This is a genomic window from Synechococcus sp. MU1625, assembly GCF_020514205.1.
Lineage (GTDB): Bacteria > Cyanobacteriota > Cyanobacteriia > PCC-6307 > Cyanobiaceae > Parasynechococcus.
The window spans coordinates 161,591-187,805 of the sequence record NZ_VTLA01000003.1 but is presented as its reverse complement, the minus strand read 5'-3'; the positions used below and the strand labels follow the sequence as shown (position 1 = coordinate 187,805).

Annotated in this window: 27 protein-coding genes; 15 read left to right on the top strand and 12 right to left on the bottom strand. The window is 61.2% G+C overall.

From position 1 onward, the window contains the following. Positions 1-27: 27 nt before the first annotated feature. Entirely contained in the window at positions 28-2,952 is a 2,925-nt protein-coding gene (gene ileS, locus FZX13_RS08090) for an isoleucine--tRNA ligase (RefSeq protein WP_226409089.1), read from the top strand. On the opposite strand, the gene FZX13_RS08085 is transcribed toward ileS, so the two are convergent. Together FZX13_RS08085 and FZX13_RS08080 are read right to left on the bottom strand one after the other, a co-directional pair. Next, positions 2,937-3,230 (bottom strand): hypothetical protein, encoded by a 294-nt coding sequence (locus tag FZX13_RS08085; RefSeq protein ID WP_115024969.1) that lies wholly within the window; start codon positions 3,228-3,230, stop codon positions 2,937-2,939. The genes ileS and FZX13_RS08085 overlap by 16 nt on opposite strands. Beyond that, entirely contained in the window at positions 3,230-3,841 is a 612-nt protein-coding gene (locus FZX13_RS08080) for a DUF3177 family protein (RefSeq protein ID WP_226409087.1), read from the bottom strand. Before FZX13_RS08080 ends, FZX13_RS08085 begins: the two co-directional genes overlap by 1 nt. 69 nt (positions 3,842-3,910) lie before the next feature. Here FZX13_RS08080 and FZX13_RS08075 point away from each other — a divergent pair, with 69 nt between their 5' ends. From FZX13_RS08075 to FZX13_RS08060, 4 genes are read left to right on the top strand one after another with little or no spacing between them, the layout of a single operon-like run. Then, entirely contained in the window at positions 3,911-5,206 is a 1,296-nt protein-coding gene (locus tag FZX13_RS08075) for an FIST N-terminal domain-containing protein (RefSeq protein ID WP_226409085.1), read from the top strand. 24 nt (positions 5,207-5,230) lie between these two features. Then, a complete protein-coding gene (gene trmB, locus FZX13_RS08070) occupies positions 5,231-5,935 on the top strand; it encodes a tRNA (guanosine(46)-N7)-methyltransferase TrmB (protein ID WP_226409083.1) in 705 nt (234 codons plus the stop codon). Positions 5,936-5,943: 8 nt separating this feature from the next. Then, entirely contained in the window at positions 5,944-7,257 is a 1,314-nt protein-coding gene (locus FZX13_RS08065; RefSeq protein WP_226409081.1) for an IctB family putative bicarbonate transporter, read from the top strand. Further along, positions 7,254-8,207, top strand: coding sequence for a BadF/BadG/BcrA/BcrD ATPase family protein (locus tag FZX13_RS08060; protein WP_226409079.1), 954 nt, complete (start codon positions 7,254-7,256; stop codon positions 8,205-8,207). The genes FZX13_RS08065 and FZX13_RS08060 overlap by 4 nt, the downstream gene beginning before the upstream one ends. On the opposite strand, the gene glmM is transcribed toward FZX13_RS08060, so the two are convergent. Then, positions 8,194-9,585, bottom strand: coding sequence for a phosphoglucosamine mutase (glmM, locus tag FZX13_RS08055; RefSeq protein ID WP_226409078.1), 1,392 nt, complete (start codon positions 9,583-9,585; stop codon positions 8,194-8,196). The genes FZX13_RS08060 and glmM overlap by 14 nt on opposite strands. A 153-nt stretch (positions 9,586-9,738) precedes the next feature. Between glmM and FZX13_RS08050 the strand changes: the two genes are divergently transcribed. After that, a complete protein-coding gene (locus FZX13_RS08050) occupies positions 9,739-11,802 on the top strand; it encodes a lytic transglycosylase domain-containing protein (protein ID WP_226409133.1) in 2,064 nt (687 codons plus the stop codon). Here the strand turns inward: FZX13_RS08050 and FZX13_RS08045 are convergent. After that, a complete protein-coding gene (locus FZX13_RS08045; protein ID WP_226409076.1) occupies positions 11,701-12,204 on the bottom strand; it encodes a hypothetical protein in 504 nt (167 codons plus the stop codon). The genes FZX13_RS08050 and FZX13_RS08045 overlap by 102 nt on opposite strands. Positions 12,205-12,267: 63 nt before the next feature. Here FZX13_RS08045 and FZX13_RS08040 point away from each other — a divergent pair, with 63 nt between their 5' ends. Continuing rightward, positions 12,268-12,843 (top strand): thioredoxin domain-containing protein, encoded by a 576-nt coding sequence (locus FZX13_RS08040; protein WP_226409074.1) that lies wholly within the window; start codon positions 12,268-12,270, stop codon positions 12,841-12,843. A 44-nt stretch (positions 12,844-12,887) separates the two neighbouring features. Beyond that, entirely contained in the window at positions 12,888-13,610 is a 723-nt protein-coding gene (gene thyX, locus FZX13_RS08035; protein ID WP_115024960.1) for an FAD-dependent thymidylate synthase, read from the top strand. Between the two features lie 11 nt (positions 13,611-13,621). Here thyX and dcd read toward each other — a convergent pair whose 3' ends face one another. Continuing rightward, positions 13,622-14,215 (bottom strand): dCTP deaminase, encoded by a 594-nt coding sequence (gene dcd / locus FZX13_RS08030; RefSeq protein WP_226409072.1) that lies wholly within the window; start codon positions 14,213-14,215, stop codon positions 13,622-13,624. Beyond that, positions 14,215-14,814: a cob(I)yrinic acid a,c-diamide adenosyltransferase gene (locus FZX13_RS08025; protein WP_115025059.1), complete on the bottom strand. Its 600-nt coding sequence runs from the start codon at positions 14,812-14,814 to the stop codon at positions 14,215-14,217. Before FZX13_RS08025 ends, dcd begins: the two co-directional genes overlap by 1 nt. 144 nt (positions 14,815-14,958) lie before the next feature. On the opposite strand from FZX13_RS08025, the gene rph reads away from it, so the two are divergent. From rph to FZX13_RS08005, 4 genes are read left to right on the top strand one after another with little or no spacing between them, the layout of a single operon-like run. After that, positions 14,959-15,702 (top strand): ribonuclease PH, encoded by a 744-nt coding sequence (rph, locus tag FZX13_RS08020; protein ID WP_115024958.1) that lies wholly within the window; start codon positions 14,959-14,961, stop codon positions 15,700-15,702. Between the two features lie 58 nt (positions 15,703-15,760). Beyond that, positions 15,761-16,477, top strand: a complete 717-nt coding sequence (ntcA, locus tag FZX13_RS08015) for a global nitrogen regulator NtcA (RefSeq protein ID WP_115024957.1) — start codon at positions 15,761-15,763, stop codon at positions 16,475-16,477. Between the two features lie 27 nt (positions 16,478-16,504). Continuing rightward, complete coding sequence (locus tag FZX13_RS08010; protein WP_115024956.1) at positions 16,505-17,656, top strand: DUF3084 domain-containing protein; 1,152 nt, start codon at positions 16,505-16,507, stop codon at positions 17,654-17,656. Beyond that, a complete protein-coding gene (locus FZX13_RS08005; RefSeq protein ID WP_115024955.1) occupies positions 17,653-18,093 on the top strand; it encodes a resolvase in 441 nt (146 codons plus the stop codon). Before FZX13_RS08010 ends, FZX13_RS08005 begins: the two co-directional genes overlap by 4 nt. Here FZX13_RS08005 and FZX13_RS08000 read toward each other — a convergent pair. The 4 genes from FZX13_RS08000 to psbH are packed head-to-tail and all read right to left on the bottom strand — an operon-like array spanning position 18,077 to position 19,420. Then, positions 18,077-18,334 (bottom strand): DUF3146 family protein, encoded by a 258-nt coding sequence (locus tag FZX13_RS08000; RefSeq protein ID WP_115094359.1) that lies wholly within the window; start codon positions 18,332-18,334, stop codon positions 18,077-18,079. The genes FZX13_RS08005 and FZX13_RS08000 overlap by 17 nt on opposite strands. Next, positions 18,334-18,951 carry an aminoacyl-tRNA hydrolase gene (gene pth, locus FZX13_RS07995; protein WP_226409070.1) on the bottom strand — a complete coding sequence of 206 codons (618 nt, stop codon included), beginning with the start codon at positions 18,949-18,951 and terminating at the stop codon, positions 18,334-18,336. The genes FZX13_RS08000 and pth overlap by 1 nt, the downstream gene beginning before the upstream one ends. A 28-nt stretch (positions 18,952-18,979) precedes the next feature. Then, complete coding sequence (locus FZX13_RS07990; protein ID WP_226409068.1) at positions 18,980-19,210, bottom strand: TatA/E family twin arginine-targeting protein translocase; 231 nt, start codon at positions 19,208-19,210, stop codon at positions 18,980-18,982. Positions 19,211-19,219: 9 nt separating this feature from the next. Next, positions 19,220-19,420 (bottom strand): photosystem II reaction center phosphoprotein PsbH, encoded by a 201-nt coding sequence (gene psbH, locus FZX13_RS07985; RefSeq protein ID WP_006849996.1) that lies wholly within the window; start codon positions 19,418-19,420, stop codon positions 19,220-19,222. Positions 19,421-19,504: 84 nt separating this feature from the next. On the opposite strand from psbH, the gene psbN reads away from it, so the two are divergent. Then, positions 19,505-19,645 (top strand): photosystem II reaction center protein PsbN, encoded by a 141-nt coding sequence (gene psbN, locus FZX13_RS07980; protein WP_011363291.1) that lies wholly within the window; start codon positions 19,505-19,507, stop codon positions 19,643-19,645. Here the strand turns inward: psbN and FZX13_RS07975 are convergent. After that, on the bottom strand, positions 19,633-22,572 hold the full coding sequence (locus FZX13_RS07975; RefSeq protein ID WP_226409066.1) for a glycoside hydrolase family 38 C-terminal domain-containing protein: 2,940 nt from the start codon (positions 22,570-22,572) through the stop codon (positions 19,633-19,635). The genes psbN and FZX13_RS07975 overlap by 13 nt on opposite strands. A 64-nt stretch (positions 22,573-22,636) precedes the next feature. Between FZX13_RS07975 and FZX13_RS07970 the strand changes: the two genes are divergently transcribed. Both FZX13_RS07970 and FZX13_RS07965 read left to right on the top strand, forming a co-directional pair. Then, a complete protein-coding gene (locus FZX13_RS07970; RefSeq protein ID WP_006172424.1) occupies positions 22,637-22,756 on the top strand; it encodes a photosystem II reaction center protein I in 120 nt (39 codons plus the stop codon). Positions 22,757-22,953: 197 nt separating this feature from the next. Next, a complete protein-coding gene (locus FZX13_RS07965) occupies positions 22,954-25,743 on the top strand; it encodes a DUF3769 domain-containing protein (protein ID WP_370630802.1) in 2,790 nt (929 codons plus the stop codon). Here the strand turns inward: FZX13_RS07965 and FZX13_RS07960 are convergent, their stop codons facing one another. Beyond that, a complete protein-coding gene (locus FZX13_RS07960; protein ID WP_115094947.1) occupies positions 25,744-26,178 on the bottom strand; it encodes a pentapeptide repeat-containing protein in 435 nt (144 codons plus the stop codon). Between the last annotated feature and the right edge of the window lie 37 nt (positions 26,179-26,215).

The following is a 26,215-nucleotide window of genomic DNA, read 5'->3' as shown; positions in this document are numbered from 1 at the left end:
TAATCCCGAGGCCAGAGCAGGGACCCCGTGAGCAAGGAGAAGCGCGACGCCGCCGCCGAGGGACGTCCCTCCTACAAAGACACGCTCAACCTGCTGCAGACGGGTTTCGGCATGCGCGCCAATGCCGTCCAACGCGAACCGGAACTGCAGTCCTTCTGGAAGAAGCAAGGAATCGACGGCGAGCTGGGCCTCAAGAACAGCGGTCCAACGTTCACTCTCCACGATGGCCCGCCCTACGCCAACGGCGCTCTTCATATGGGCCATGCCCTCAACAAGGTGCTGAAGGACGTCATCAACAAATATCAGGTGTTGAACGGGCGGCGGGTGCGTTACGTCCCTGGCTGGGACTGCCACGGTCTCCCGATCGAGCTCAAGGTGCTGCAGTCGATGGATCAGGAGCAGCGCAAGGCGCTGACACCGATCAAGCTGCGCAAAAAGGCAGCCGCCTACGCCCGCAAGCAAGTGGATGGCCAGATGAAAGGCTTCCAGCGCTGGGGAATCTGGGCCGACTGGGACAAGCCTTATCTGACTCTGCAGAAGGAATACGAATCCGCCCAGATCCGGGTGTTTGGCGAAATGGTGCTCAAAGGGCACATCTATCGAGGGCTGAAGCCGGTGCACTGGAGCCCGAGCTCCCGCACAGCGTTGGCCGAGGCCGAACTGGAGTACCCCGACGGCCACACCAGCCCCAGCGTCTACGCCGCCTTTCCTGCGGTGGAGCTGCCAGCGTCCCTTCGGGATGCGCTCAAGGCTGATGGCATCGAGCTGCCAACCGATACAGAAGGTCTGGGCAAAGCCCTGCAGGTCGCCATCTGGACCACCACGCCCTGGACATTGCCGGCGAACCTGGCGGTGTCCGTAAACGAACGGCTCGACTACGCCCTTGCCGACGACGGCGCAGGCCGCCTGTTGCTGGTGGCGACTGATTTGATTGCCTCGCTGAGCTCAACCCTGGAACGCCCGCTGACCCGGCGCGCCACGGTCAAAGGCGCCCTGCTCGCTGGTTTGACCTACCGCCACCCTCTTCTTGATCGCAGCAGTCCGGTGGTCATCGGCGGCGACTACATCACCACTGAATCGGGCACGGGCCTCGTGCACACCGCTCCTGGTCATGGCGTCGATGACTTCCACACCGGCCAGAAGAACGGCCTACCTGTGCTCTGCCCCGTGGACGAAGCCGGCAACCTCACCGAGGAGGCCGGGCCGTTCGCGGGACTGAACGTTCTCAAGGATGCCAACGCCGCGATCATCGAGGCGCTTGAGGCCGCAGGCTCCCTGCTCAAGCAGGAGGCCTATGGCCACCGCTACCCCTACGACTGGCGCACCAAGAAACCGACGATCTTCCGGGCCACTGAGCAGTGGTTCGCCTCCGTGGAAGGGTTCCGTCAACAGGCACTCGATGCGATCGCTGAGGTGGAGTGGACTCCCGCCTCAGGTCGCAACCGCATCGAATCGATGGTGAAAGAGCGGGGCGACTGGTGCATCTCACGGCAGCGCACCTGGGGCGTACCGATTCCCGTCTTCTATCACCGCAGCAACGGTGACGTGCTGCTGAATGCCGACACCCTGGCTCACATCGAAGGACTGATCGCCGAACACGGTGCCGACGTCTGGTGGGAAAAAGACGAAGCTGATTTGCTGCCGGCCTCCTATGCCGACCAGGCCGATCAGTGGCGGAAGGGCACCGACACCATGGATGTGTGGTTTGACTCCGGCTCGAGCTGGGCCGCTGTCGCCAGTCAGCGCGACAACCTCAGCTATCCCGCCGACCTCTACCTGGAAGGATCCGACCAACACAGGGGCTGGTTCCAGAGCTCACTGCTCACCTCGGTCGCCGTCAATGGCCATGCGCCCTACAAGCGGGTGCTCACCCATGGCTTCGCCCTTGATGAGAAGGGCCGCAAGATGAGCAAATCCCTCGGCAATGTGGTCGACCCGATGGTGATCATCGAGGGTGGCAAGAACCAGAAGCAGGAACCGCCCTATGGAGCCGATGTTCTGCGGCTGTGGGTGAGCTCGGTGGATTACTCCGCCGATGTGCCGATCGGAGCCGGGATTTTGCGCCAGCTGGCGGATGTGTACCGCAAAGTGCGCAACACCAGCCGTTACCTGCTCGGCAACCTGCACGACTTCCATCCGGCAACCGACGCCATCCCCGTGGCCGAACTGCCGTTGCTTGACCGCTGGATGCTGCAGCGCACAGCCGAGGTGATGGATGACATCACAGAAGCCTTCGAAAACTTCGAATTCTTCCGTTTCTTCCAGCTGCTGCAGAACTTCTGCGTCACCGATCTGTCGAACTTCTACCTCGACATCGCCAAGGACAGGCTCTACGTGAGTGCCCCCCAGGACCGGCGCCGGCGCAGCTGCCAGACCGTGATGGCCCTGATCATCGAACGCCTGGCCGGGCTGATCGCTCCGGTGCTGTGCCATATGGCCGAAGACATCTGGCAGAACCTGCCCTACCCAGTCGAAGAGACCTCGGTCTTCCGCCGCGGCTGGCCCACGGTTCCAGCGGACTGGCGCGATAGCGCCCTCAGCGCTCCGGTTCAACAGCTAAGGGAGCTGCGCGCTGCCGTGAACAAAGTGTTGGAAGACTGCCGCGGCCGTCAGGAACTCGGCGCATCGCTTGAGGCATCAGTGCGGATTGATGCCCGCCGCCCGGAGCTCCAGGCCGCTCTCTCCTGGCTCAATGAGGAGGGAGATGCAGAGGTGGACGGCCTGCGGGACTGGCTGCTGGTCTCACAACTGCAGATCGGTGGCGAGCCCTGGGCCGAACTGCTGGCCAGCCAAGACGACGACCTCGCGTTGATCGAGGTGAGCCGAGCGCGGGGCATCAAATGCGAACGCTGCTGGCACTACGAAGGGGATGTGGGTCAACATCCAGACCACCCCCACATCTGCGGACGCTGTGTCGGCGTCCTGGAACGCCGAACTCACCAATTGGCCTGAACCAAGAGGTCGTTCGGCGGCATCGGTCCAGCCAGCACAACCTCCTGGGTGGGCGATAAGGGCCCCTGAAGCAACTCGGCCTGATCCAGGCTTGTTCCCTCAGGGAGAACAGGGGCATCAGGGTCAAAGGCGGTTGGATGGGTTGTGCTGCTGCTGAATCCACGAAAAATCAGCAATTCAAAAGGCACATCCCCCACCTGCCCCCGAAGTCGGACGACCCTCTGGGACTCAAGACGCGTTCGTTCCTCGAAAGCCTGAACCACCGCTTGATCCGTCATCAGAAATCGCCCGCCACACGCCCGAAGCGGGGCAGGCGTACCAACAACCACTGCAGCAGCCCGGCCAGGTAGGCCACCAGGGCGACATATCCCACAAAGGCGGCAACGGCCTCAGTCCACTGACCACCGAATAAAAAATTGAACACCGTGGCCGCCAGGCCATGGATGCCCTGGGGAGCCTCAAGCCACGTCAAGCAGGAGGACAACGCCAGCTGCTGCATGCAACGCAAGCCTGTGATGCTCATCACCAGGCTGAGGAGTCCAAAACCACTGAACGCCCAACGCCAAACCTTCACAGCCAACGGCAGGGGACGCCAGGACGGTTGATCGGCCAACTCCTCATTGATGTCAACCCAGAACCACAGGCTGATCACCATCAAGACCGGAGCGACAGCAGCAGTGGCGTAGCCCAGGGGTCGTTGATCCATGAGAAGCAGCAGGCTGATCGCCATCAGGCTGGCCACCTTCCAATAGATGCCCAGAAGCCGAAGCACCATCGGCTCGCGACGCCATGCCGACCAGATCAACAAGACCAAAGGCACACCAACAGCAAAGGTGGCGGCCAAGCGATAGGTCAGCCACACCAGAGCGCGGTACGTGAGCTCGTTCACTGAGGACTGTCACAGTCTCGCCATTATCAACGTCCCGAGCTGAGCTCCAGGGTTGATAGGGTCCGCTTCATGGCACCGTTTGCACCGTTCAGCTGGTTCCGATCCGGGGGCACTGAAGTCAGTTGCCGATCAGGGCTTTCTGCCAAAGCGTCTCTGGACGAAGCGGTGCGGGACGTGGTCGAGCAACTGGGTCGACCCAGGGGCGAAGCCGATCTCGCACTCGTCTTCACCTCAACCGGTTACGCCACCGACCTACCTCGGTTACTGCCGATGCTTCGCGCCCAAATCAGCGCGAAGCATTGGATCGGATGCACAGGTGGAGGCGTGGTGGGCACCCGCGGCGACGGTAGTGCCTCGGAACTGGAGCAGACACCGGCCTTGAGCGTGACATTGCTCTCCCTGCCGGGGGCATCCATCACAACCCGCCACCTCAGCACAGAAAAACTGCCTGATCTTGATGGAGCGGCCCAACGATGGCAGGACTGGGTCGACATCACACCGGAGGATTCCCGGAGCCAGATCCTCCTGATCGACCCCACCAGCAGTGGCATCAACGATCTGATCAGCGGGCTGGACTATGCCTACCCGGATGCCGAGAAGATTGGCGGGATCGCAGCGCCCCACAACAGTCCGCACGGATCACTGCTGCTGGATGACCGCATCCTCACAGGCGCAGTGGTCTGTTCGATCGGGGGTCGCTGGCGACTCGAAACAGTGGTGGCGCAAGGCTGTCGTCCCATCGGCCCGGTGTTCTCGATCGAACAGGTGCAGCGCAACGTGCTGTTGGAACTGAATGATGGCGGCAACAAAGCCAGCCCCATCGCCTGCCTGCAGCGGGTCCTAGCCGACCTCAGCGAACAGGAGCGCGAGCTAGTGCGTCACTCACTATTCCTCGGCGTGGAACGCAGCAGCCTGCGACTGAATTCCAACGGAGCAACCTCAGAAGCAAGTGCATTCCTCATGCGCAACCTGATTGGTGTGGATCCCAGCAACGGCGCCGTGGCCGTTGCAGAGCGAGTGCGCGCCGGCCAAAACGTGCAATTCCATCTCCGTGAAGCCACCGCATCTCAGGACGAGGCCCTTGGGTTGCTGAAGACAGCCACGGCTGATCCAGGCGACACGATCCACTTCGGGCTGCTGATGGCCTGCTTGGGACGAGGCAAGGGACTGTTCGGTCGTGCCGATGGCGACATCAGCCTGGCGCGCCAACTCATGCCGGAGCTTCCCGTGGCAGGAGCGTTCTGCAACGGTGAGATTGGGCCCATTGGCGGAACGACGCATCTGCACGGCTACACCGCCTGCTGGGGCTTGCTGCGTCAGGACCCCGACAGCTCCTCTGGCAGTGGCTCTGACAATCTCAGTTGAGCGAGATCGCACCGCCTCGAAACCTTGCGTCAGCACGTCAATCCCCTCAGTCGCTTCTTTCAGCTGCCGCTGCAACTTCCACAACCTGAGGAGCTATTCCGGGTTCCTGATCAACCGATCCACCTCGACATCGGTTGCGCCCGTGGGAAATGCCTGCTGGGTCTGGCCGAACGTGATCCCCACTGGAACCATCTCGGCGTTGAAATCCGCCGACCCCTGGTGACTTCCGCCGATTGTGATGCGCTTGCCTCGGAGCACGGCAATGTCCGGATCCTGTTCTGCAACGCCAACATCAGTCTGGAAGGCTGGATGAAGGCCCTGGAGCAGGACCGGCTGCAACGGGTCTCGATCCAGTTTCCCGATCCCTGGTTCAAAAGGCGGCACCGCAAGCGACGGGTCTTGCAACCGGCGCTGCTCCTCGCCATCGCGACGGCTCTCCAGCCCGGCCGTGAACTGTTTCTTCAGAGCGATGTTCTGGAAGTCATTGAGCCGATGGTGGCTCTCACGGAACTCAGCGCCTGCTTTAACCGGCCGGCCGAGGATCAGCGTCCCTGGCGAAGCGAGAACCCACTTCCGGTTCCCACGGAACGGGAGCGCTACGTGCTCGAACAGAGCCTCCCCGTCTACCGGGTGCTGTACCGCAGAAACCAGAGTCCGCTTCCTTCCGTGTCAGATCTGGAACAGCGTTGGCAGGAGATCGATAATCCGGCGGAAGCACTCACCACCTGACCCCCACGATGGCCTCTGCGGATGCAACCCAGGCGGCGAGCGGTGGTCCACTGTTGGCGCGCTGGCAGGGGCTGATGGCACCGGGTCAGGCGGTGCTGAAACGCCTAGAAGGACTGGCGGGGCTGCTGCTGCTGGTGCTGCTCAGTGGTCTTCCCGTGTTTACACGCACGGGATTGGCCCTGGTGATTGCAGCCTGCGGCGCCCTATGGCTGCTCTGGTGCCTTTGCAGCCCGCCACGCCGCATCGGGGCCATCTCGCTTTGGCTGATGCTCTTTCTCGCCATCGCGATTGTGGCGACGGGTTTTTCGCCTGTTCCGATCGCTGCCAGTAAAGGCCTGATCAAACTGCTCAGCTACCTGGGCGTCTATGCCTTGCTCTGCAAACTGCTGCTGAGCAATGAACGATGGTGGAACCGGCTGGTCGCCGGACTGCTGAGTGGCGGCCTGCTCAGCAGTGTTCTCGCCTTGCGTCAGCTCTATGTCTCAAGCGAGGAACTGGCGGGCTGGGCGGATCCAAATTCGGTCAGCGCCGGCACCATTCGGATCTATGGCCCCCTGGGAAACCCCAATCTACTGGCGGGGTATCTGCTGCCACTGATCCCCTTCGCGGCGATCGCTCTGGTGCGGTGGCGTGGAGTAGGAGCCCAGCTGTTTGCTGGCACCACATTGGTGCTCGCAGGAACAGCCACGCTGTTCACCTACAGCCGAGGGGGCTGGCTGGGAATGGTGGCTGCCGTCGCCGTGCTGCTGCTGTTGCTGCTGCTGCGCTGGACCCGCCACTGGACTCCGTTCTGGAGAAGTCTCGTCCCCCTAGCAGTCTTGGTCGTTGGGGCCGCTTGTCTTGTGGTGGCGGCCACCCAGATCGATCCCATCCGCACGCGCATCTCAAGCCTGCTGGCAGGACGAGGCGATAGTTCCAACAATTTCCGCATCAACGTCTGGATGGCGGCCATCCAGATGGTGCAAGACCGTCCCTGGCTTGGCATCGGCCCTGGCAATGCAGCCTTCAACAGCATCTACCCCCTGTATCAACAGCCAAAGTTCAACGCCCTCAGTGCCTACTCCGTTCCTTTGGAAATCCTGGTGGAAACCGGCATCCCTGGGCTATTGGCCTGCCTGGGATTGCTCGTCAGCAGCCTGAGGCAGGGCCTGAAGCAGCTCAACACGGACGGGCCAAGCGCGTTGGCGGCCATCGCCAGCCTTGCTGCCATCGCTGGCCTGCTGATGCAGGGCAGCACCGACACGATCTTCTTCCGCCCCGAAGTGCAACTGATCGGCTGGTTTGCCCTGGCCACCCTGGTGAGTCGACCCGGAAAATCATGACGCTGCTCGCAGGATTCGATGCCGGACAGACCCACACACGCTGCCGCCTCAGCCTCGTTAAGGACGGCTTGCTTCAGCCTGTTGGTGAGGGCGAGGGGCCCGGCGTCAGTCATTTGGATGCCCCTCTGGGTGAGCAACGTTTTCTCGAAGCGATCCGCACAAGTGCACAGCACGCCCTCAAAGATCACCCCACTGGCGTGATCCAGGCAGCCGTTGTCGGAGCCAGCGGCATCGAACACGGCACAGGGTTGCAGCAGCGCGCCGAAGCATTGGTGGGTCATGCCCTGGCCATCGGTGATGGCTCAAGACTGGGCAAGGTGCTGGTCACCGGAGACGAACGCACGGCGTTGCGAGGTGCAATTCCTGAAGGTGCAGGAATCCTGGCGATCAGCGGCACGGGAATGATCGTGCTGGGCAGAGGCGAGGACGGCCATGAACACCGCTGTGGCGGCTGGGGATGGCTGCTCGATGGAGCCGGCTCAGCCTTTGACCTCGGCCACCAGGGATTGCAACTGACCCTGCGCATGGCCGATGGGCGCCTGCCCGACCATCCACTGCGCCTGCAGATCTGGAATCAGATGGGATGCGACAGCCACGCAGCGGTGAAAGCCCGGGTGGTGCAGCACGACTTCGGCACGGCGGACTTCGCGGCCTTGGCTCCGCTGGTAGTAGAGGCGGCATCCCAGGGCTGCTCGGGCGCGGAAGAGATCGTGCAGCGATCAGCAGCAGCCCTCTCCAACTGCATCAGCACCGTGGCCGAGCAGCTTTCGCTGTGCTCCCCCCTGGTGGTCTGCCAGGGGGGAGCCATCACCCATCTCATGGGTTTCCGCACAGCCGTGCAGCAGACCATGCGTCAGTCGATACCCGTTACCCGCTGGGGTGAGGCCAAGGGTGATGCCTGCGATGGCGCTCTGCTGATGGCGCAGGACTTGACCGTCAGGCCACGTTGAGATGGTCTTCGGCAATAGCAGCAAGATGTCCTGTCCATTGCTCAACAGCTTCTGACTGCTCGGCTTCCACCATCACCCGCAGCACCGGCTCCGTACCGCTAGCTCGCACCAGAATGCGACCGCTCTCTCCCATCGACTGCTCCGCCGTGGCAATGGCGTCGGTGAGGGCCGTGCACTTGCTCCAGTTCTTGCGTCGCGCACGATCCATCACCCGCACATTGACCAATTTCTGGGGGTAGGCCTGAAAACTGCGGTCCAACCAATCGCTGAGGGTGATGCCCTGGGCATGACACAGGGTGGCCAGCTGCACAGCGGTCAGAACACCATCGCCACATAGCCCGTGGGAGGCCGAAAGGATGTGACCGGATTGCTCGCCACCGAGGGCAGCGCCACTGGCCACCATCGCTGCATGCACATGCTGATCTCCCACCGGAGTGCGGTCCAAAGTGCCGCCCCGCTGCTGCCAGGCCCGCTCGAAGCCGAGGTTCGACATCACGGTCGCCACCAATCGCTGATCGGGCAGCGCCTGCTGGTCCTGCAGCACTGACCCCCAGAGGAAAAGCACGTGGTCTCCATCGATGATGGATCCGCGGCAATCAACTGCCAGCATCCGATCGGCATCACCGTCAAAAGCAAATCCCATCGCCGCACCGCGCTCGATCACAGCCCGCTGCAGAGGTTCCAAATGGGTGGATCCACAGCCAACGTTGATGCGGGAGCCATCGGGTTCACCGTGAAGCACGGTGAGATCAGCCCCCAAGGCACGAAACGCATCCTCGCCGCAGGCTGTCGCGGAGCCCCAGCAAAGGTCAAGAACGATGGGAACGCCGTCGAGACGGCGTTCAGCCACCGATTGCTGCAAGACCTCGCGGTACCCATCCAGAAGGTCGGCGCTTGATCGCGCAACGCCGCAGCGAAAAGCACCCTCGGCCATCGGGAGTTGCCCCTTCAGACCTGCTTCCACTTGAGCCTGACGCTGGGCGCTGAGCTTGGCGCCATCGGCTCCAAAGACTTTGATTCCGTTGTCCGCAGGGGGGTTGTGGCTTGCGGACACCATCAAGCCACCGGCGGCACCGAGCTGGCGAATCAGCAGAGGAACCGCCGGTGTCGGACAAAGACCCAAAGTCCACACATCGCGGCCGGCCGCCGTCAAACCGGCTGTCAGGGCAGACACCACCATGCTGCCGCTCGTCCGGGAATCCATCCCGATCAGAACAGGGCCTTCCGCCTGCAGAACCCGACCAACCCAGTAGCCGACCTGAAGGCACAAGGCCGGCGTCAGAACGGTGCCAGCAAGCCCACGGATCCCATCGGTTCCAAACCCCGGCGCAGCATCACCGAGAGCCGGGCCAATCGGGGAACACGCCGTATGAACCATGGGTCTCAATCGTGGACAGCACCATACGAAGTGCTTCTAACGCTGCTTCCCAGGAACGTGACAGGTGCAGCTCTGCCCTCATCTGCCCTCAGTCGATGAAACGGTCGCCATTCCCGTCAAGATCATCAGAATGAGTTCTGATCCAGGTTGAGTGTGCTGGCAGGGCCGCGAATCGGAACGCTGCTGCTCCTCTCGGTTGCCAGTCTCAGCGGCTTTGCTGCATGGGGTGGGCAGCAACTGCTCAAGAGGCAGCATCAGCCCCTAACACCTGAGCTATCGCAAGCACAGCTCTGGCAGCACTACCGCTGGTCTATCGATCCACAGACACGTCGAGAAGCCGCCTTACTGATGGTGGCCAGAGATGAATCGAATCAACTCCTCAATGGCCAAGGTTGGGGACACGATCCGGTCGCTGCTGTGGTTCTCGAACGGGCAGCACTCACCGCCGCCGCCCAGGGCAAGACAGCGGTGGCCGAACAAACCTGGCAGCGCCTTCTTGATCGCTTTCCCGAAGAGCCCGGCTCCGCCTGGGCTCGCTTGGCTCTTGGCCAGAACAAACCCCTTTATCACCAGCAGCTGCTTCAGCAGCAACCCGCCCACCCAGCAGCGCTGACGTTGGCAGCGGGGGGTGGGCCCGAACCGCTGCAGAACCATCAAGGGGCCCTGCACCTGGCCCGCTGGAATGTGCGTTGGCCGGGGGCCCTAGAACAGATGCGTGACGCCTGCCAGGCCACGGGGGCACAGGCACCAGAGCCCGCCCAGCGCCAAAACTTGGCGCAAGCAATGGCGAAACGAGGCCATGCGGAAACAGCGCTGGCCTGTCTCCAGGACGTCGATGCCGCCCCGGAAACCCAACTGGCCATTGGTCGATCCCTGCTGCTGCATGGTGACCCTGATGAGGGAACAGCACAGCTGCTGACCCTGGCGCAAACCCACCCAGGCCATGCCGCAAGCCTTGAAGCGGCAAGGATTTTGAGCGAGCCGCTTTATCCCGATCCTGGGGTCCTGGATGCCCTGCCGGCAGGCGTTGAGAAGCGCTCAGCCGCCGTTGCCGCGGCTCGCGTGCGACTGGCCGGCGGCAATGAAGCGGAAGCCGCCCTGAACCGGTGGCCCAACGATCCCGACATCTGGCAACTCCAATGGGACCTCGCCCGCGATGCTTTCCTTGCCGGGAATTGGGAGCGCACCCGCAACCTGTTGGACCGCCGCAGCGAGCAGGGCCCTCTGCCACCACCGTTGGAGGCACGCAGGCTGTTCTGGCTTGGGCTCAGCCACCAGGAACTTGGTGAAACGGAAAAGGCTGAGCGCACCTGGCGCAGCCTGATCAGGTCCTTCCCAGCGGGCTACTACCGATGGCGCGCCATGAATCGCCTTGGGATCTCAGGACCTCTGGATCTACGCAAACAACACCCGCAGAAGGATCCACAGACCTGGCAACCCCTCAATAGCCAAGACGCCTTAGTGAACACCCTTTGGCGGCTCGGGCAGGTGCATGCAGCCTGGGAGATCTGGCAGGCACAGCGTGATCCTGTGATCACGCTCCCACCCGAAGAACGTCTCGCCGAAGGCAGACTACGCCTCGCCGTCGGAGACACCTGGATGGGACTGGATCAGCTCTGGTGGCTCAGCCTTCGCTGGCGTGATCCCAGCTGCCAGCAACGGCACCTCCTCCACCGCAGCCAGTTCCCCCGCCTCTTCCAGGCTGAGATGGAAGCAGCAGCGCAGGAGGAAGATCTTGACGCCAATCTGCTGCGAGCGATCGCCAAGCAGGAGTCACGCTTTGCACCTGGGGTCGTCTCCCCCGCAGGGGCCGTTGGCGTGATGCAACTGCTTCCATCCACAGCCACGGAGATGGCTGGCGAGCCAACCAGCACGCTGATGCTGCAGGATCCCGCCGACAACATCCAACTGGGAGCGCGATACCTCAACCAATTATTAGAGCGATGGGAGAACGACCCCTTTCGCAGTATTGCGAGCTACAACGCCGGGCCCGGCGCCGTGGCCTCATGGCCTCAGCCCACCAATGGGGACGATGCTGCGCTCTGGGTAGAACGCATTCCTTACCCGGAAACACGCTTCTACACCAAGAAAGTTCTCGACAACCTGATCGGCTACTCAGGTGGAGATCAACCCTCCTGCGAAGAGGTTGGCCGTGGGGTTAGGCAGAAGCGTGCCAGCGACGATGCCGCCGATCACGACGGCACTCATCAGGAATAGGCACGTCCTGGCACCGGGCAGGACGCCAATGCGAATGAGATCGAGACGCGCCAACAGCAAGGCTGAAGCCAGGATCAGAACGTCGGTAAGAACATTGAGCTTGAGCAGGTAAATGCCACCGGTAATCACCAACAGCAACGTGACGACCAACGTCATCACCCGGCTGGACGCCATGAGCATCGACACCTGCCGCAGCAGCAGATCCGGCATTGTGCAGAACACGACAACCACCTCGGCCTGCAGCAGCACGAGGCACCAGAACCAGGCCGAACTCACCCCGAAGAGAGAGGTGAACGCGGGCTGAACAACCTGCCAATGGTTGCCGAGCACAACCGCAACGAGAAACAGCACCGTCAGCAACGGCGCCCGAACCGGAAGGCTCAGCAGTCGCAGAATTGGCATGGGTGCAAGCTAGCCGCGAGCTTCCTGAGGAGCTGCCAAAGTGATGGCAGCGTTTGAGGCGCGATGACACGTTCCCCAGAGTCTTCTCCCCTTGGCACGACACAGCGCTGGGTGCTGGTGCTGGTCGCGGTTGCTCTCGCCCTCGGTCTGGTGATGTTGCGAGGCGGTATTCAGAGCGAAAGCCCGATGGAGCAGCTGGCGAGACGATCCCTCGACCCGCAGATTGCTTTGAACAACGGACGGCCCACACTGATCGAGTTCTACGCCGACTGGTGTCAGGTCTGCAGAGAAATGGCTCCCTCAATGCTGGAACTGGAGCAAAGTTCCCGAGAGCGACTCGATGTAGTTCTGGTGAACGTCGACAATCCCCGTTGGCAAGATCTGGTTGATCGCTACGACGTGAATGGCATTCCTCAGTTGAACCTGTTCAACGCCGAGGGGGAGCCAAGGGGCCGATCCCTCGGCCTGCGCAGCTCGGAAGAACTGCAACTCTTGAGTGCTGCACTGCTTGAGAATCAGCCATTGCCGCCCTTGCCTGGAGTCGGCAGCATCAGCCGTCTGCCTGGCCCCTCCTCCGCAGATAGCGCATTAGCGGGAACGTCGAGCCAACCAACGGCTGGACCTCGCAGCCATGGTTGACACACCTCGCCATGATCACCACAACTCGTCACTCTGACGCTCCCATGGACCGCTTTCGGGTCGATCTGATCGCTGCCACGCCGAACCCGCAGCAATGCATCTATGCGGCCATGCATCAGGACTACAGCGAAGGTTTTGTGGCCGGAGATCGTGCCAGTTGGCCTGATGAACAACGGGCTGGGGAGATCTGCGTCAAACGTTTGCTATCCGGAGAGCGCGGCCATTACGGCCCCATGGAACATGCACAGATCGTGCTGAACGTGGGCTGGTTTCCTCATTCGGTGATGCAGCAGGCCCGCACCCATCGGGTCGGCGTGAGCTTCGATGTGCAATCGATGCGCTACACGGGCGATCGCATCTGCAGAGCAGCGGATGGGGCCCTAGAGCTTGAAGAGGTGTTTTATTTGCGGCCCGTCGGCGACTACAGCGACAGGCAGGGCAAGAAATATGCCTACACGGAAGAGCTGCGCAACCAAGATCTTGATCTGTGCCGAAGCGCGGCCGAGCGATACAGGGATCTTCTCAAAGCCGGCTTCTCCGAGGAGCACGCCCGCGGCATCCTTCCGTTCGACTACCGCCAGCACTTTGTGGTGAGCTTCAGTTTGCGCGCGTTTCTCCACTTCATGGATCTGCGGGCCAAACTCGATGCTCAGCTGGAGATCCGCCAACTCTGCGATCTGATGTGGCCTCACATGGTGGATTGGGCTCCTGAGTTCGCCGCCTGGTACGAAAAAAGCAGGCTGCATCGAGCACGACTGGCCCCTTAAAGCGGGGAGATCTAAACCTTGGCGAGCGTCACACGTTCGGGCTGGTGCTGGTATTTGCCCTGTCGATCGCTGTAGGTGGTCGCACAGGCATCACCCTCAAAAAACAACAGCTGACAGATGCCTTCATCGGCATAGATCCTGCAGTCAGCACCGGAGCTATTGCTGAATTCAAGGGTGAGGTGACCCTCCCAGCTGGCTTCCGCTGGAGTGGTGTTCACAATGATTCCAAGGCGGGCATAGGTGCTCTTCCCCAAACAGATCACAGTGATGTTGGGAGGAACTCGAAGCTTTTCAAGCGCTACGCCAAGGCCATAGGAGTGGGCCGGAAGAATGAAATATCGACCATCCTCATCTTCATGGAGAGGAGTGGGCTCGAGATTGGCCGGATTGAACCGCTTGGGATTCATCACCGTGCCGGGAACGTGCCGGAAGATCAAAAATTCCTGAGGAGATAGGCGTAGGTCGTAGCCGTAGGAGGAGCAACCAAAGCTCAGCACCGGACGCAGCTTCTGCTCCGGATCTAGATGACGGACGAGGCCGCTCTGAAATGGCTCGATCATTCCCTGCCCAGCCTGTTCAGTGATCCAGCGATCGCACTTGAGCATCAGAAACCTCGGCGCAACTCCGTGACTTGATCTGCCATCTCCACCACGCCGGCGGGGATCGCAGGTCCTGTGATGATCACATCCATCGAGGCGGGCCGCTGCTCGAGAGCTGAAATCACGTCCGATTCATTGAGGTAACCGAAGGCCACAGCCAGGCCGATTTCATCCAGGACCAACTGGTCGAGATCCCCCTGAATCAAATGCTGACGGCAGATGGACCAAACGGCAGCAACCGCCTCCGCACCGCCGGGGTGATTCGGAGAGGAGAGGCAGAGAGGCACCTCAGGACGCAGCCAAACCAGGCCTCCACAAAGTTGGACGCGACCTGCGGGCCCCTGCTGCACGCCCCCTTTGAGGAACTGACTGATCAGAACACGACTGCCCAGGCCAGCGGAACGCATCGCCTGACTGAGAACACTGGCGAAACTGCCGCGATAGGGCGCTGTGTGAACCTGGAGCTGCCCTTCGGGCGCCACCAGATATAGGGGTGGAGGATCTGCAACAGGTGGGAGGGGCCTGAGTCCTGCCCGCTGCAAAGCCTGCTGATCCCGATCCAGAGAGTTCTGGAACGCTTGTGGGTCGGCAAGGCTTGTGGTCATCACGGCAACATCCGTCCGGGCAATCCCGGCAAGACCTTGAATGTAGCGGCGAGATGACATTCCACAAGTCCATTGACACCACCCATGGTGTTTGGACGGGCGAGAACCAACCGCCTGCGAGGCTTGAAGAACTGCACACCACCGATGAGCCAAACCGCTGGAAGCCGCACCGATGGCCGTCGCCCTGAGCAATTACGGCCGTTCTCGGTGACCTGGAATCCCATGGGTTTTGCCTTGAGCTCCCTTGTGGTTCACACCGGCCGAACCGCTGTTCTGTGCAGCGTCTGCCTGGAGGACAAGGTTCCCCGCTGGCGGAAGGGGGAAGGGTTGGGATGGGTCAGCGCCGAATACCGGCTGCTGCCGGGATCCACGCCGCAGAGGCAATCACGGGAGCTCATGAAATTGTCGGGCCGCACGCAGGAGATTCAACGCTTGATCGGCCGAAGCCTTCGCGCTGTGATCGACATGAAGCGTCTGGGCGAGCGCACCTTGCTGATCGACTGCGATGTGATCCAGGCCGACGCCGGAACACGGACTGCATCCATCACGGGAGCTTGGCTCGGCCTTGAGCAAGCCTGCCTTTCACTCGTGGAAAAGGGGATTCTGGAGCAATCGCCACTGATCGACCAGGTAGCGGCCGTGTCCGTCGGCCTGGTGGGTGGCCAGGCCTTGCTGGATCTGGACTACAGCGAAGACAGCAGAGCTGAGGTGGACCTGAATGTTGTGCAGGCTGGCGATGGTCGCCTGTTGGAGATCCAGGGAACTGCGGAGGGAGCGCCCTTCAGCCGCAGCCAGCTCAATGAATTACTGGATCTGGCTGAGCCTGGATTGACATCCCTAATGCAGGCGCAACGCCAAGCGATGAACGAGCACAGCAGAGTTACGTAATAACCGCTACACGGCGGCCACCGTTGGCTCCGTAGCTTCGCCTCACCAGGGGGTTGTCATGACCAGTAGCCGAGGTTTCAGCCGATACGCCCCGCAGATGGTGGCTCCAACCCCCAGCACAGAACCGGCCAACCGCTCCCTCCTGGAAATCATCCGGGATCTGGACGGCGCCAGCAGTGAACTGGTGGACCGCAACAAGACCATCTTTTTCCCTGGAGATCCTGCTGAACGGGTCTATCTGATCCGCCGCGGAGCGGTCCGTCTCTCCCGCGTCTACGAGTCAGGGGAAGAGATCACAGTGGCCTTGCTCCGCGAGAACAGCCTCTTTGGGGTGCTTTCGTTGCTGACCGGTCAACGGTCTGATCGCTTCTACCACGCCGTAGCCTTCACCAGAGTCGAGATGGTGACGGCGCCTGCGACATCCGTGAAGGCGGCGATCGAAGCGGATACCAGCGTTGGCCTGCGCTTGCTGCAGGGCCTTTCCAGTCGGATTCTTCAGACCGAAACGATGATCGAAACGCTGACCCACAGGGACATGTCATCCCGACTGGTGAGCTTTCTGTTGGTGCTGTGCAGGGATTTCGGCGTCGCGGATGAACTGGGAATCACCATCGACCTGCGCCTGTCCCATCAGGCCATCGCCGAAGCGATTGGCTCAACGCGCGTGACAATCACGCGTCTGCTGGGAGACTTGCGTCAATCCGGTCTGGTTCAGATTGACCGCAAAAAAATCACCGTTCTGGATCCAATCGCTCTGGCCAAACGATTCAGCTAGGCAGCACGTCAACCCACAGGTGCGGCCATGAGTGGCTGGGCACTGATCCTGGTTCTGCTGGTGCTCGGGGGCGTTCTGTCGACCCTGGGTGACCGGCTGGGAAGTCGTGTCGGCAAGGCCCGCCTGAGTCTGTTCAAGATGCGCCCGCGACGGACCGCCGTTCTGATCACGGTGCTAACCGGCAGCCTGATCAGCGCACTGTCGCTCGGCCTGCTGCTGCTGGTGAGCCGCCAGCTGCGGGTGGGCCTGTTTGAACTGGATGCTCTGCAAGACCGGCTCCAGGACAGCCGGCGGCAGCTCGATGCAGCCGAACGGGAACGGGAAGAGACCCGAACAGAAGCCAACCGGATCGCTGCTGAACTCAAGCAGTCACAGCAACGGGCTGACACCCTGCGCCGTGAACTGGCTCCCCTGCAGAACGAACGCGCCCAACTCGAAGCAGAACGTGAGCGTCTGAGCCGGGACATCGCCTCCCGCGATGCCGACATCCAGCGCACGGAGGCCGAATTGAAAAGCGTGCGGAGCCGAATCCGAGCTGGCGAGCAGGAACTCAAGGAACTCGAATTCAACCTGGTCGCCCTGAGGCGTGGATCGGTGGTGATCAGTAGCGGACAGACCTTGGCGAGAGCAACGGTTCGTCTCGATGCTCCTGATCAAGCGAAACAGGCTGTCGACAGGCTGCTTCAAGAGGCCAATGCCAACGCCTACGGCAAGGTGAGGCCGGGTGAAGCACCCGAACGACAGTTGATCCGCGTTCCCCGCAGCGACGTGGAACGCTTGCAGAACATCATCCGCAAGCCGGACACCTGGGTGATCTCGCTGCGCTCCGCCACCAATGTGCTGCGTGGTGAAACGGCGGTGTACGCCTTCCCCGAAGTGCGTCCCAACCGCCCGGTGGCGCAAAGCGGTGACGTGCTAGCGACCACCACACTGCGAACGGATGAACGCACACCGGAGGGCATTCGAACGCGGCTGAACCTTCTCTTGGCCTCCGCCTATGCCGAGGTGCAACGGCGAGGATCCCTGACGGAAGGACTGCAATTCGATGGATCAGCACTCTCCCAACTGGCCCAGGCATTGATGGAGGGACCCAGCAAAAGCGTGGTCTTGAAGGTGATTGCCGCAGGGATCAGCTACAGCTCCGATGCTGTGGTCGTCACGGTTGAGGCATCCCCATGAAGCGGGTGGCCGTGCTCGATCCAGGCCGCTGCAAATGTGGCCTTGTGCTGGCCGATCTTCAGCATGGTCTTGTTAGCGAGGGCCATGTTCTGACCCCAGAGGCCGTGGAACCCTGGCTCGAGCAGTGGAATCAAGACCAAGCTCTAGATCGCATCCTGATTGGCGACGGAACAGGAAGCCAAGCGTGGATCAAGCGGCTGGAAGGCCTGGGCAGCCTCACCGTGATTCCGGAGCAGGGGACCACCCTGCGGGCAAGACAGCGTTACTGGACGCTGTGGCCGGCTCGGGGTTGGCGCCGAGTTCTACCGAAAGGGCTGCGCATTCCACCGGTGGACCTGGATGCTGTTGCCGCCTTAGTCATGCTGGAAGAGCACCTGGGGTGCCACCTGCAATGGCCAGAGCCTGCACCCACTTTCGTGCTCAAAACCTGGCCCTGACCATGAAGGTGTAGTCACCTCCTGGTTCGAGCTTGTAATCAGAACGCACCAGGAACCGCCGCAAGGCATCCTCGATCAGGGCACGTCCTAAGGACGGCTCCACCATCAGCTCGCCGCGGTCAAAAGCCCAGGAAAACTGCCACTCAAAGCCTCCGGCAGAGACCTCACCCTCAACACATTTCGCCTGAAAACATTGGCGAAGCACCCGTAGATGGGCTGTTGTCGCCGGAAGAGCCGGCATCAGTCTTCGGACTCCAGGTCGTAGCGAAACCCGTTGATCCAGGTCCCGGCGCGCTCAAAGCTCTGACATTGAAGACGATGAATCCCTTCCAGGACAGCGTCTAGGACAGCGCCCACACAGGGTTGCTCCAGCTTGCTGAAGGGACCAAGCACGTGAGACACCGTTCGGGCACGACGCTCGGCAGGGTTCTCAGCCGGAGCACCAATCCCGATCCGCAGCCTGGGGAACGCCTGGGTGCCGAGATGCTGAATGGTGCTACGCAGTCCGTTGTGACCACCAGCACTCCCCTGAGCACGCAGCCTCAAACGGCCAAGGGGGAGATCCATGTCATCCACCAACACCAGCAGTTGATGGGGCTCGAGGCCAAACCAATCGAGCGCAGCACGAATGGCACGACCGCTGTCGTTCATGTAGGTCTGCGGCATGAGGAGGCGCAAACGCTGATCACCCACTCCTGTGTCGGCCGCCAAGCCATGCAATTTGGCTTGCTGCCGAAAGCTGAATCCGGAACGCTCCGAAAAAAGCTCCAAAGCCATGAAGCCGATGTTGTGGCGCGTGCCCGTGTATTTGGTGCCGGGGTTCCCCAGTCCCACGACAAGCTTGAGATCGGTGGTCATACCACTGCGGCGACTCAGTTGTGGCGACTCAGTCGCCGGGGGGAAGTTCTTCGATGGGTTTGGCAGCGTCCGCTGGCACCTCCGGATCTGCCATGGCTTTGTTGATCTCGCGCTCAAATTCCTTGGACGCGGATTGGAATCCCTTCAGGGTCTTTCCCAACGTGCGACCAAGCTCTGGCAAGCGCTTCGGACCGAAAACCAATAACGCAACGGCGCCGATAACCGCCATTTCGGGGAGACCGACGCCGAAGATATTCATGGGTTCAGATCAGCCGAGGCCGTTCCAGTTCACGTTGATGCCCTCAAGGATGAGGGACTTGTTGTAGAGCTGAAGGATCACCAGAAGGAACACCAAGAAAAGCACCATGAAGATGCCCATCACGGGAGTGGTGCCCCATCCGGGAACCACCTTGCCGTACTCGGAGTTCAGCGGGCGGAGAAGGTCTCCCAGACGGGTGCGTTGGGCCATGACGACGCTGGGTCTCGGGTGGTTTGAAGTCCCGATACTGTAGGGGCCGACTCCGGTTAGGGGTCGATCCTGTCGAGAGATGTGATGGAAACGTCGTCCCCAGCCCTGTCCGTTGCCATCGGTGTGCTCGCCGTTTTGTTCGGACTCACCGGTTTTGGTGTGTACCAGGCCTTTGGTCCGCCATCAAAAGCACTCGATGACCCGTTTGACGATCACGAGGACTGAGACAGCACGAGAGACACGAGGTCTCCGGGAGCGATCACCACTTGATCTGTTGCAGTTGAGTCGGCCTGAAAGCGAACGCGCCAGCCTGAACCGGGGGCCCATCTACAGCGAGCAGATCCCGCGTTCATCAGCTTCAGCAAGCAGTCACCGCCATTCCGCTGCAGAGCAACCGGCGTGAGCTGATTCGGGAGCGATGGGACCCACTGACGCAGCTCAGCGGGCAGAGGTGCACAACAACCCGGCTCGCGAAATGCAATCGCAGCCTGGGGTACACCGGCATCGCTCCAGGAGCCTGACAGCGGCATGAGGGCAAGACGCTGGCGATGCCAGCCCTGATCAGCACTGGGATCAGGCCAGGTTGGACCGCGCAGCAACGAAATGCCCAGTCGTGATGGAGACCAATCAACCCCCTGAGGACCATCCAGCAACACAGCCAACCCACCTCCAGGAGCCGCCGACTGTGAAGCGAACCAGGAGATCACAGGGACTTCCCAACGGGCTTTTTCCCGGGGTGTCATCGGCTCAGCAGGGCGTTCAATCACCCCTCCACTGGTGTCGGCACCGATCCGAACGGCGCGAGTCGCCAGCGGCAGCTCCAGGCGCAACAACTCGTGGGTCTGGCACCAGTCGATGCTGCAGATCAGCTCCAGCCAAGGCGTATCGGCCTTCAGCCGCAGGTCCAGGCGCATGGAACTGGCACCAATTTTGCGCCTCAGCACCAAATGGGCGACCAGGGGGCCCTTGTCGAGCCATTGCAACGATCCCGTGGAGTCAACACCCAGGGGATTGGAGCGGTAACCAGCAGCCAGATCCCAGGCATCCCAAAATTCTCCACGGTCTCGGTAGCGCTTGAGCTGCAGCGGCGCCGACAACTGCTCTCTTCCATCACGCCCCTTGAAAGCAAGGAGTCCGGCTGCGGAGACCTCAAGTTCAACCAAATCATTACCAAGACGCCAGGCTCCTGACCCCAGCGACGCGATAACCACGGGATGACGGGGTTCAGAAGGACAGTGCTTCAACCCTGGTTCAAGCCTGAGGGGCACAGAGCAACTGCCTTGCTGAAGTGGCAACTGCACCCAAGTTCCACCAACCGCAGCAGCCTGCTGGGGCAGTGAAACGGCATCGACCGACCACGATCCAGCTGGAAGCCGAACCAGTGGTGACCAAGAGGCCAAAGGTTGCAGACCCCACCAACTCCAGTCCACCGCGGAGTCATTCGCACGGGGCAGCCTTGCCAGTCTCCGGTCGCGTTCCTGGCGGGCCTGGCGCCGAGCCGTGCACCAGACCGGTTCCGCCTGCTCAAACACCTCCGGGATCGAAGTTCCCGGAAGGATGTCGTGAAACTGCTGAAACAACAGCGGACGCCAATCGCTGCTGCCGCTGTCCTGACCAGCGAGTGCCAATAGGGCCGAAGCAGCGTCGGCTTCCCGCAAAAGCCGCTCCAGCGTGCGGTTGTGACGCTTCTGATCTGGGCGGCTGGTGGCGCAGCCGCGGTGCAACTCCAGAAACAGCTCATCACGCCACACCGGCCAGGCCTGATCACCCCGCTCCAGCTCCGTCAGGAACTCACGCACCGTGCCGGCTTGGGTAGGCAACGCATTCGTTTGCCCCTCCCAGAGCTCGATCTGCTCCAGCAACTCATCGGTGGGACCACCACCGTGATCTCCAACACCAGGGATCCAGAGCGCCGTTTCTAGCCCCGTGGCCTCATGCCATGCACGCTGCTCCACCAACATTTCCACGGGGTCAGCACGACGCCCGATCGGCGGCAACATCAGGCTCCGCAGTTCGGATCGTCCCCGTCCACGCCAACGGAACACACGGTGCGGAAAAGGGTTCTCGGCATTCCAGGCCAACTTGTGCGTACAAAACCAGCGCACACCGGTGGCGGCAGCCACCGCAGGCAATCCTGCCGCGAAGCCAAAGCTGTCTGGCAGCCAGGCCAATTCATGGACCCATTCCGGGAAGCGGCGACGGCTGTCGTCCTGACCAAGAGCGAATTGATTCCACAACGACGCCGTGCTGACCAGAACGCAGTCCGTCTCCACCCAGGGACCATTAATCGGCTCCCAGCGGCCGTCGCGGCTGGCCTCCTGGATCTCAGCAAACAGAGCAGGGCGATGCTGCTCCATCCAGGCGTAAAGCGCCGGCGTGGAATGGGCAAAGCGCAGCTCTGGCCAGCGCCGCATCAGAGCCAATGCCGATCGAAAGGTGCGTTCAGCGGCCTGCCATGTATCGGCAACCGGCCAGAGCCAGGCCAGATCCAAATGAGCATGACCGAGCCAATGCATTGAACCTCCAGGGCTTGCCGCCTGGTGAAGGTGCGTCGCGACAGCGACCTGAGCCTCAGCGCCGCTGGGGTCCAGATCCGCCCAATGCGGCGGCAGATCACCATCCGCTGCCAGATGCAGTTCCAAGGCCGAGGGGAGCAGCGTGCCCTCTGGATCCGTGCTCGCTGATTGCGGCTCCAGGTCCAGATGGCTGCTGATCAGAGCTCCATCGTCATGCAGTGGGCTGCGAAGCTCCAGCAGAAGATTCAGCGCAGACCCCTGGCGGCATCGCTCGGGAAGAGGCCAGCGACAGGCGGTATCAAACAGATCCCCCTCATGCACCAGCACGTCGTCAACCCATAGCCGCATGTGCTCAGCCCACCAGCTCAGCACCAGCCGTGCACGGCAAGACTCCTTATTGCACCAGCCATCTGGCCAGAACAACCGCTGTTCAAGACGCAGCCATTGACGCCCCCTTGGCCAAATCAGCAGACCACGTTTGGCCCAGTCCGGGCGATGGGTCGATCCCCAAGTTTCATCAAGAAAAACACCGGCCTTGGCAGAACCTGACCGGCGCCAATCCGCACGCAGATCACGACGCGACCGACTGCGAAACGTTTCAATCCACTCCGATCGAGCGACCTGTTCAGGGTTCATGCCCCAGCTAACGCTGTTATGCCCCATAAGATGATGCCCTTGTCACAGACGCCGGTCGGTCTCCATGCTCGCCCTCAAGATCTCCGTCTATTCGGTCGTCTTCTTTTTCATCGGCATTTTCGTGTTCGGGTTCCTTGCGAGCGATCCAAGCCGCACTCCCAGCCGTAAAGACCTCGAAGATTGAGTGACCCTCTCGAACAGACCGCGCAACGCACTGGTCTGAACAAGGCTGGATCCTGGGGCTGAGCTGGCAGGATCGTGGCCCGCAGCAGGATTGCCTTGGGGGCTCATCGCCTTCTCTTCGCACTGACTGGAACCCTGATTACGGGATCGGTCTCGGCATTGCCAGTTTCAGCTTCATCGGCTGAACATATTTCCGCTGTGGCACCAGCACCTGCGCATCTGAAAATCAAGGCAGATCGTCAATACAGCGATCGCAACACCAAGGCCACAATCGCCGAAGGCAACGTCAGCATTCAGCTCGGAAACGCTGAACTGCGCGCCGATCGGATTGAATTCGATGCTGGCTTCCGCACGCTCTATGCACGCGGTGCCGTGCGTTTAAGACGCGGCAAGCAATATTTTCAAGCGTCAAGCTTCCGCTACAACCTCGTCCAAAACGAAGGTCAACTCAATGATGTCTATGGGGTCATCGACCTAGAGGAGCCCCTCACCAATCCGTTTACAACCTCTCGCACAACATCCCCAGCGACTGAGAAACGGCCTGAGACACCATCTGAGTCGCCGTCAAAGATTTCCTCCACAGAAGACACCCCAGAGAGCAACGAGAACATGCCTCCGGTGGCCTGTCCTCCTCTCCTCCCTCCGGTACCCGACTGGCATCCACAACCCTGGGCGGTCACGGCCTGGGGAGGCCAAATGATTGACGCCGCCTTCGGCGACACCTTCATGTTCAACGGTCGGATGCGACCGGAAGCCGTGCTGGGCTTGGGCGTGCAAAGGCGAATCATGCGCGCTGGGCCACTGGCCATCGAACTTGAGGCTGACCTGTTCAGCCACATGGCCAAGCAGCAACAGGGGGGCGAATTCAACCAGAGCAACCCCTATGCCGATCTACCCCCACAAGGCTTCGGCGAAGGGGTCCTCGGGATCGGAGCGCGCGTCTGGGTTCAGCCGTGGCTGAGCCTCAGCTTCGTGGAAGGCATCAGTTACAACTCTGACGTCAGCCTTTACGAGAAAACGTTCCGCGAGAACTACACCCAACTGCTGAACTATCTCGGCTTCGAGGTCGAGGCCGCTGTCTCCTCCGACCTGTCACTCGTCGGCCGAATTCACCACCGCTCCGGTGCGTTCGGTACCTATGGAGGGGTCAGCGAAGGCAGCAATGCCTACTTGCTCGGCCTGCGCTACCGCTGGGGACGGGACACACCCCAGCCGGAGAGCGCCATGATGCCTCCCCTGCCGGAGTGTGCAGATCCGGATCGCGACCATCGCGTCAAGCCTTCCTCCCTCTCTGACCGCCTCGACTCCATTGCCCTCGGTGACGGCGGTGACCCCCAGCGCCATGTCTCCAGTGATGGCAAAACCGAACAGGAAGCGATTCCCCCGGCCCAGCAGCAAGCCATGCGGACGGAGGCAATTGCCAAGATCGACCAGCGCGTCTCGGACATCGACTTCCAGGGCAGCTTCAGCATCGAACGACGCAGCGGCATCCCCGTTCAACGCCTGAATTCCTCAATCAGGGATGAAAACCGCTTCGGTGTGGTCAAAGTTCCTCAACTCAAGAGTCTGGGAAGCACAAATCTCCTTAATGGCACGATCAGCCGCTGGAGAATCCAGGCTTCGAAGGTCTTGATCACGGCGGATGGCTGGCAAGCCGACCGCATGGGATTCAGCAACGATCCGTTCACCCCTGCTCAAACCAGGATCGATGCAGAGGATGTGATTGCCAGGGAACAAGCCAATGGTGATGTGCTGATCTCGGCGCGTCGCAACCGCCTGATCGTCGAAGAGCGACTGCCCATCCCTGTGACACGTCGACAGCTCATCCAGAAGGAGGAGGAAGTTGAGAACCGTCTGGTTGTTGGCATCGACAACAAAGACCGCGGTGGCCTTTTTGTGGGACGCAACCTCCAGCCTCTAACCATCGGTACCAGCACGGAGCTATCCCTTCAGCCGCAGTTCATGCTCCAGCGCGCCATGGACGGCGATTTCAACAGTGCCGGTGATTTGTTTGGCTTGGACGCCAAACTTCGCGGCCGGTACGGGGATTACAGGCTGAGCGCCGACGCCGACATGAGCAGCTTTGATCCCGATGACATCCTCAGCGCAAGTCGCTTCTGGGGAAGCTTCGGCAGAGATATCGACCTGGGCAGCTTGGGCGTGCTGGAGACCAAACTGTTCGGGGCTTACCGCTATCGCACCTGGAATGGCTCCCTTGGTGAGACCGACATCAATGCGGCCTATGGCGTCTACGCCCAAACCCGGGGCAGCTGGTCGTCAGGGGACATAGACCACAACTATCTGATTCGAGGTGCCATCGGTGACTACGACGCCGATCGCTTCAACAGCAACCGCCCCTTACGTACTGGGCGTGGCAGCTTGTATGCCTCAATCACCAGCCAGATTCCCTTGTTGAAAGGGAACACAGCAGAGCTGATTCCAACGGCGGCCTATCGCTACTCCCCCGTTCCAATTGTTCCCGGGTTGAGTCTGAACACCAACGTCAACACTTCGGTGGCTGTCTATGGCGATGGCCGTCACCAAGAGACCCTGAGCCTCAGCGGAGGCCCCACCATCACCCTGGGCACCTTCAGCAAGCCTTTCCTCGATTTCACACAGATCTCGATCGTGGGCAGCGGCTCCCTGAAAAACGGCAACAGCCCCTTCGCCTTTGATCGGAACGTCGATCTCGCCACCCTTGGGATCGGGCTCACACAGCAGATCGTGGGGCCGGTCGTGCTGAGTACAGGCGTCAGTTACAACGTCGACCCCGGTTCGGAGTACTACGGCAAAACGGTCAACTCGAACGTCGAACTGCGCTGGCAACGTCGCAGTTACGACGTCGGGATCTACTTCAATCCGTACGAAGGTATTGGTGGCGTCCGCTTCCGTCTCAACGACTTTGGCTTTAAAGGCACAGGAGTGCCGTTTGTGCCTTACACCCCGACGAACTGGATGGAGACGAACAACTCGGATCGACCCTTCTGATCAGTCACCGCCCCCGATGATCAGATCACTTCCGAGCAGTGAAGCACCGGCATAACGCATGCCGGTGGTCCGAACGTTCGGCGCATAGGCATTGATCACCTGAGCGTCCCGCAGATCGGCATTGCGCAGATCCACACCAGACAGCTCTGCATTGGTGAGGTTGGCTCCCCGCAGGTCAGCTCCTTGCAGCAGGGCCCCCGTGAGATCAGCACCTTCAAGATTCGCCTCCCTGAGATCGGCTCCGCGCAAATCGCTGCCCCGAAAATCAGCGCCGATGAGGTGAGCCTGACGGAAATCCGCATGGCGCAGGTCACAACCAGGACAACTGCGATCCAAGGGATCGTGGGGCTGGACCTGAAGCGGCATCGCACCTGCGGGACCGACACCGACAAGAACCAACAACGGCAACAACAACCGCGACAACGAATGAGCCATCAACACGCAACCTCCTATCTCTTTCATAGACACAGGA

Excerpts from the sequence above, each read along its gene's own strand:
- psbH (WP_006849996.1), bottom strand. The coding sequence starts at position 19,420 with ATGGCCCAACGCACCCGTCTGGGAGACCTTCTCCGCCCGCTGAACTCC.
- FZX13_RS08010 (WP_115024956.1), top strand. The coding sequence starts at position 16,505 with ATGAGTGGCTGGGCACTGATCCTGGTTCTGCTGGTGCTCGGGGGCGTT.
- FZX13_RS07970 (WP_006172424.1), top strand. The coding sequence starts at position 22,637 with ATGCTCGCCCTCAAGATCTCCGTCTATTCGGTCGTCTTCTTTTTCATC.
- FZX13_RS08060 (WP_226409079.1), top strand. The coding sequence starts at position 7,254 with ATGACGCTGCTCGCAGGATTCGATGCCGGACAGACCCACACACGCTGC.
- FZX13_RS08005 (WP_115024955.1), top strand. The coding sequence starts at position 17,653 with ATGAAGCGGGTGGCCGTGCTCGATCCAGGCCGCTGCAAATGTGGCCTT.
- FZX13_RS07975 (WP_226409066.1), bottom strand. The coding sequence starts at position 22,572 with ATGAACCCTGAACAGGTCGCTCGATCGGAGTGGATTGAAACGTTTCGC.
- FZX13_RS08025 (WP_115025059.1), bottom strand. The coding sequence starts at position 14,814 with ATGACCACAAGCCTTGCCGACCCACAAGCGTTCCAGAACTCTCTGGAT.
- glmM (WP_226409078.1), bottom strand. The coding sequence starts at position 9,585 with ATGGTTCATACGGCGTGTTCCCCGATTGGCCCGGCTCTCGGTGATGCT.
- FZX13_RS08045 (WP_226409076.1), bottom strand. The coding sequence starts at position 12,204 with ATGCCAATTCTGCGACTGCTGAGCCTTCCGGTTCGGGCGCCGTTGCTG.
- FZX13_RS08075 (WP_226409085.1), top strand. The coding sequence starts at position 3,911 with ATGGCACCGTTTGCACCGTTCAGCTGGTTCCGATCCGGGGGCACTGAA.
- FZX13_RS07960 (WP_115094947.1), bottom strand. The coding sequence starts at position 26,178 with ATGGCTCATTCGTTGTCGCGGTTGTTGTTGCCGTTGTTGGTTCTTGTC.
- FZX13_RS08000 (WP_115094359.1), bottom strand. The coding sequence starts at position 18,334 with ATGCCGGCTCTTCCGGCGACAACAGCCCATCTACGGGTGCTTCGCCAA.
- rph (WP_115024958.1), top strand. The coding sequence starts at position 14,959 with ATGAGCCAAACCGCTGGAAGCCGCACCGATGGCCGTCGCCCTGAGCAA.
- thyX (WP_115024960.1), top strand. The coding sequence starts at position 12,888 with ATGGACCGCTTTCGGGTCGATCTGATCGCTGCCACGCCGAACCCGCAG.
- dcd (WP_226409072.1), bottom strand. The coding sequence starts at position 14,215 with ATGCTCAAGTGCGATCGCTGGATCACTGAACAGGCTGGGCAGGGAATG.
- FZX13_RS08065 (WP_226409081.1), top strand. The coding sequence starts at position 5,944 with ATGGCCTCTGCGGATGCAACCCAGGCGGCGAGCGGTGGTCCACTGTTG.
- psbN (WP_011363291.1), top strand. The coding sequence starts at position 19,505 with ATGGAAACGTCGTCCCCAGCCCTGTCCGTTGCCATCGGTGTGCTCGCC.
- ntcA (WP_115024957.1), top strand. The coding sequence starts at position 15,761 with ATGACCAGTAGCCGAGGTTTCAGCCGATACGCCCCGCAGATGGTGGCT.
- FZX13_RS07990 (WP_226409068.1), bottom strand. The coding sequence starts at position 19,210 with ATGAATATCTTCGGCGTCGGTCTCCCCGAAATGGCGGTTATCGGCGCC.
- pth (WP_226409070.1), bottom strand. The coding sequence starts at position 18,951 with ATGACCACCGATCTCAAGCTTGTCGTGGGACTGGGGAACCCCGGCACC.
- FZX13_RS08040 (WP_226409074.1), top strand. The coding sequence starts at position 12,268 with ATGACACGTTCCCCAGAGTCTTCTCCCCTTGGCACGACACAGCGCTGG.
- FZX13_RS08085 (WP_115024969.1), bottom strand. The coding sequence starts at position 3,230 with ATGACGGATCAAGCGGTGGTTCAGGCTTTCGAGGAACGAACGCGTCTT.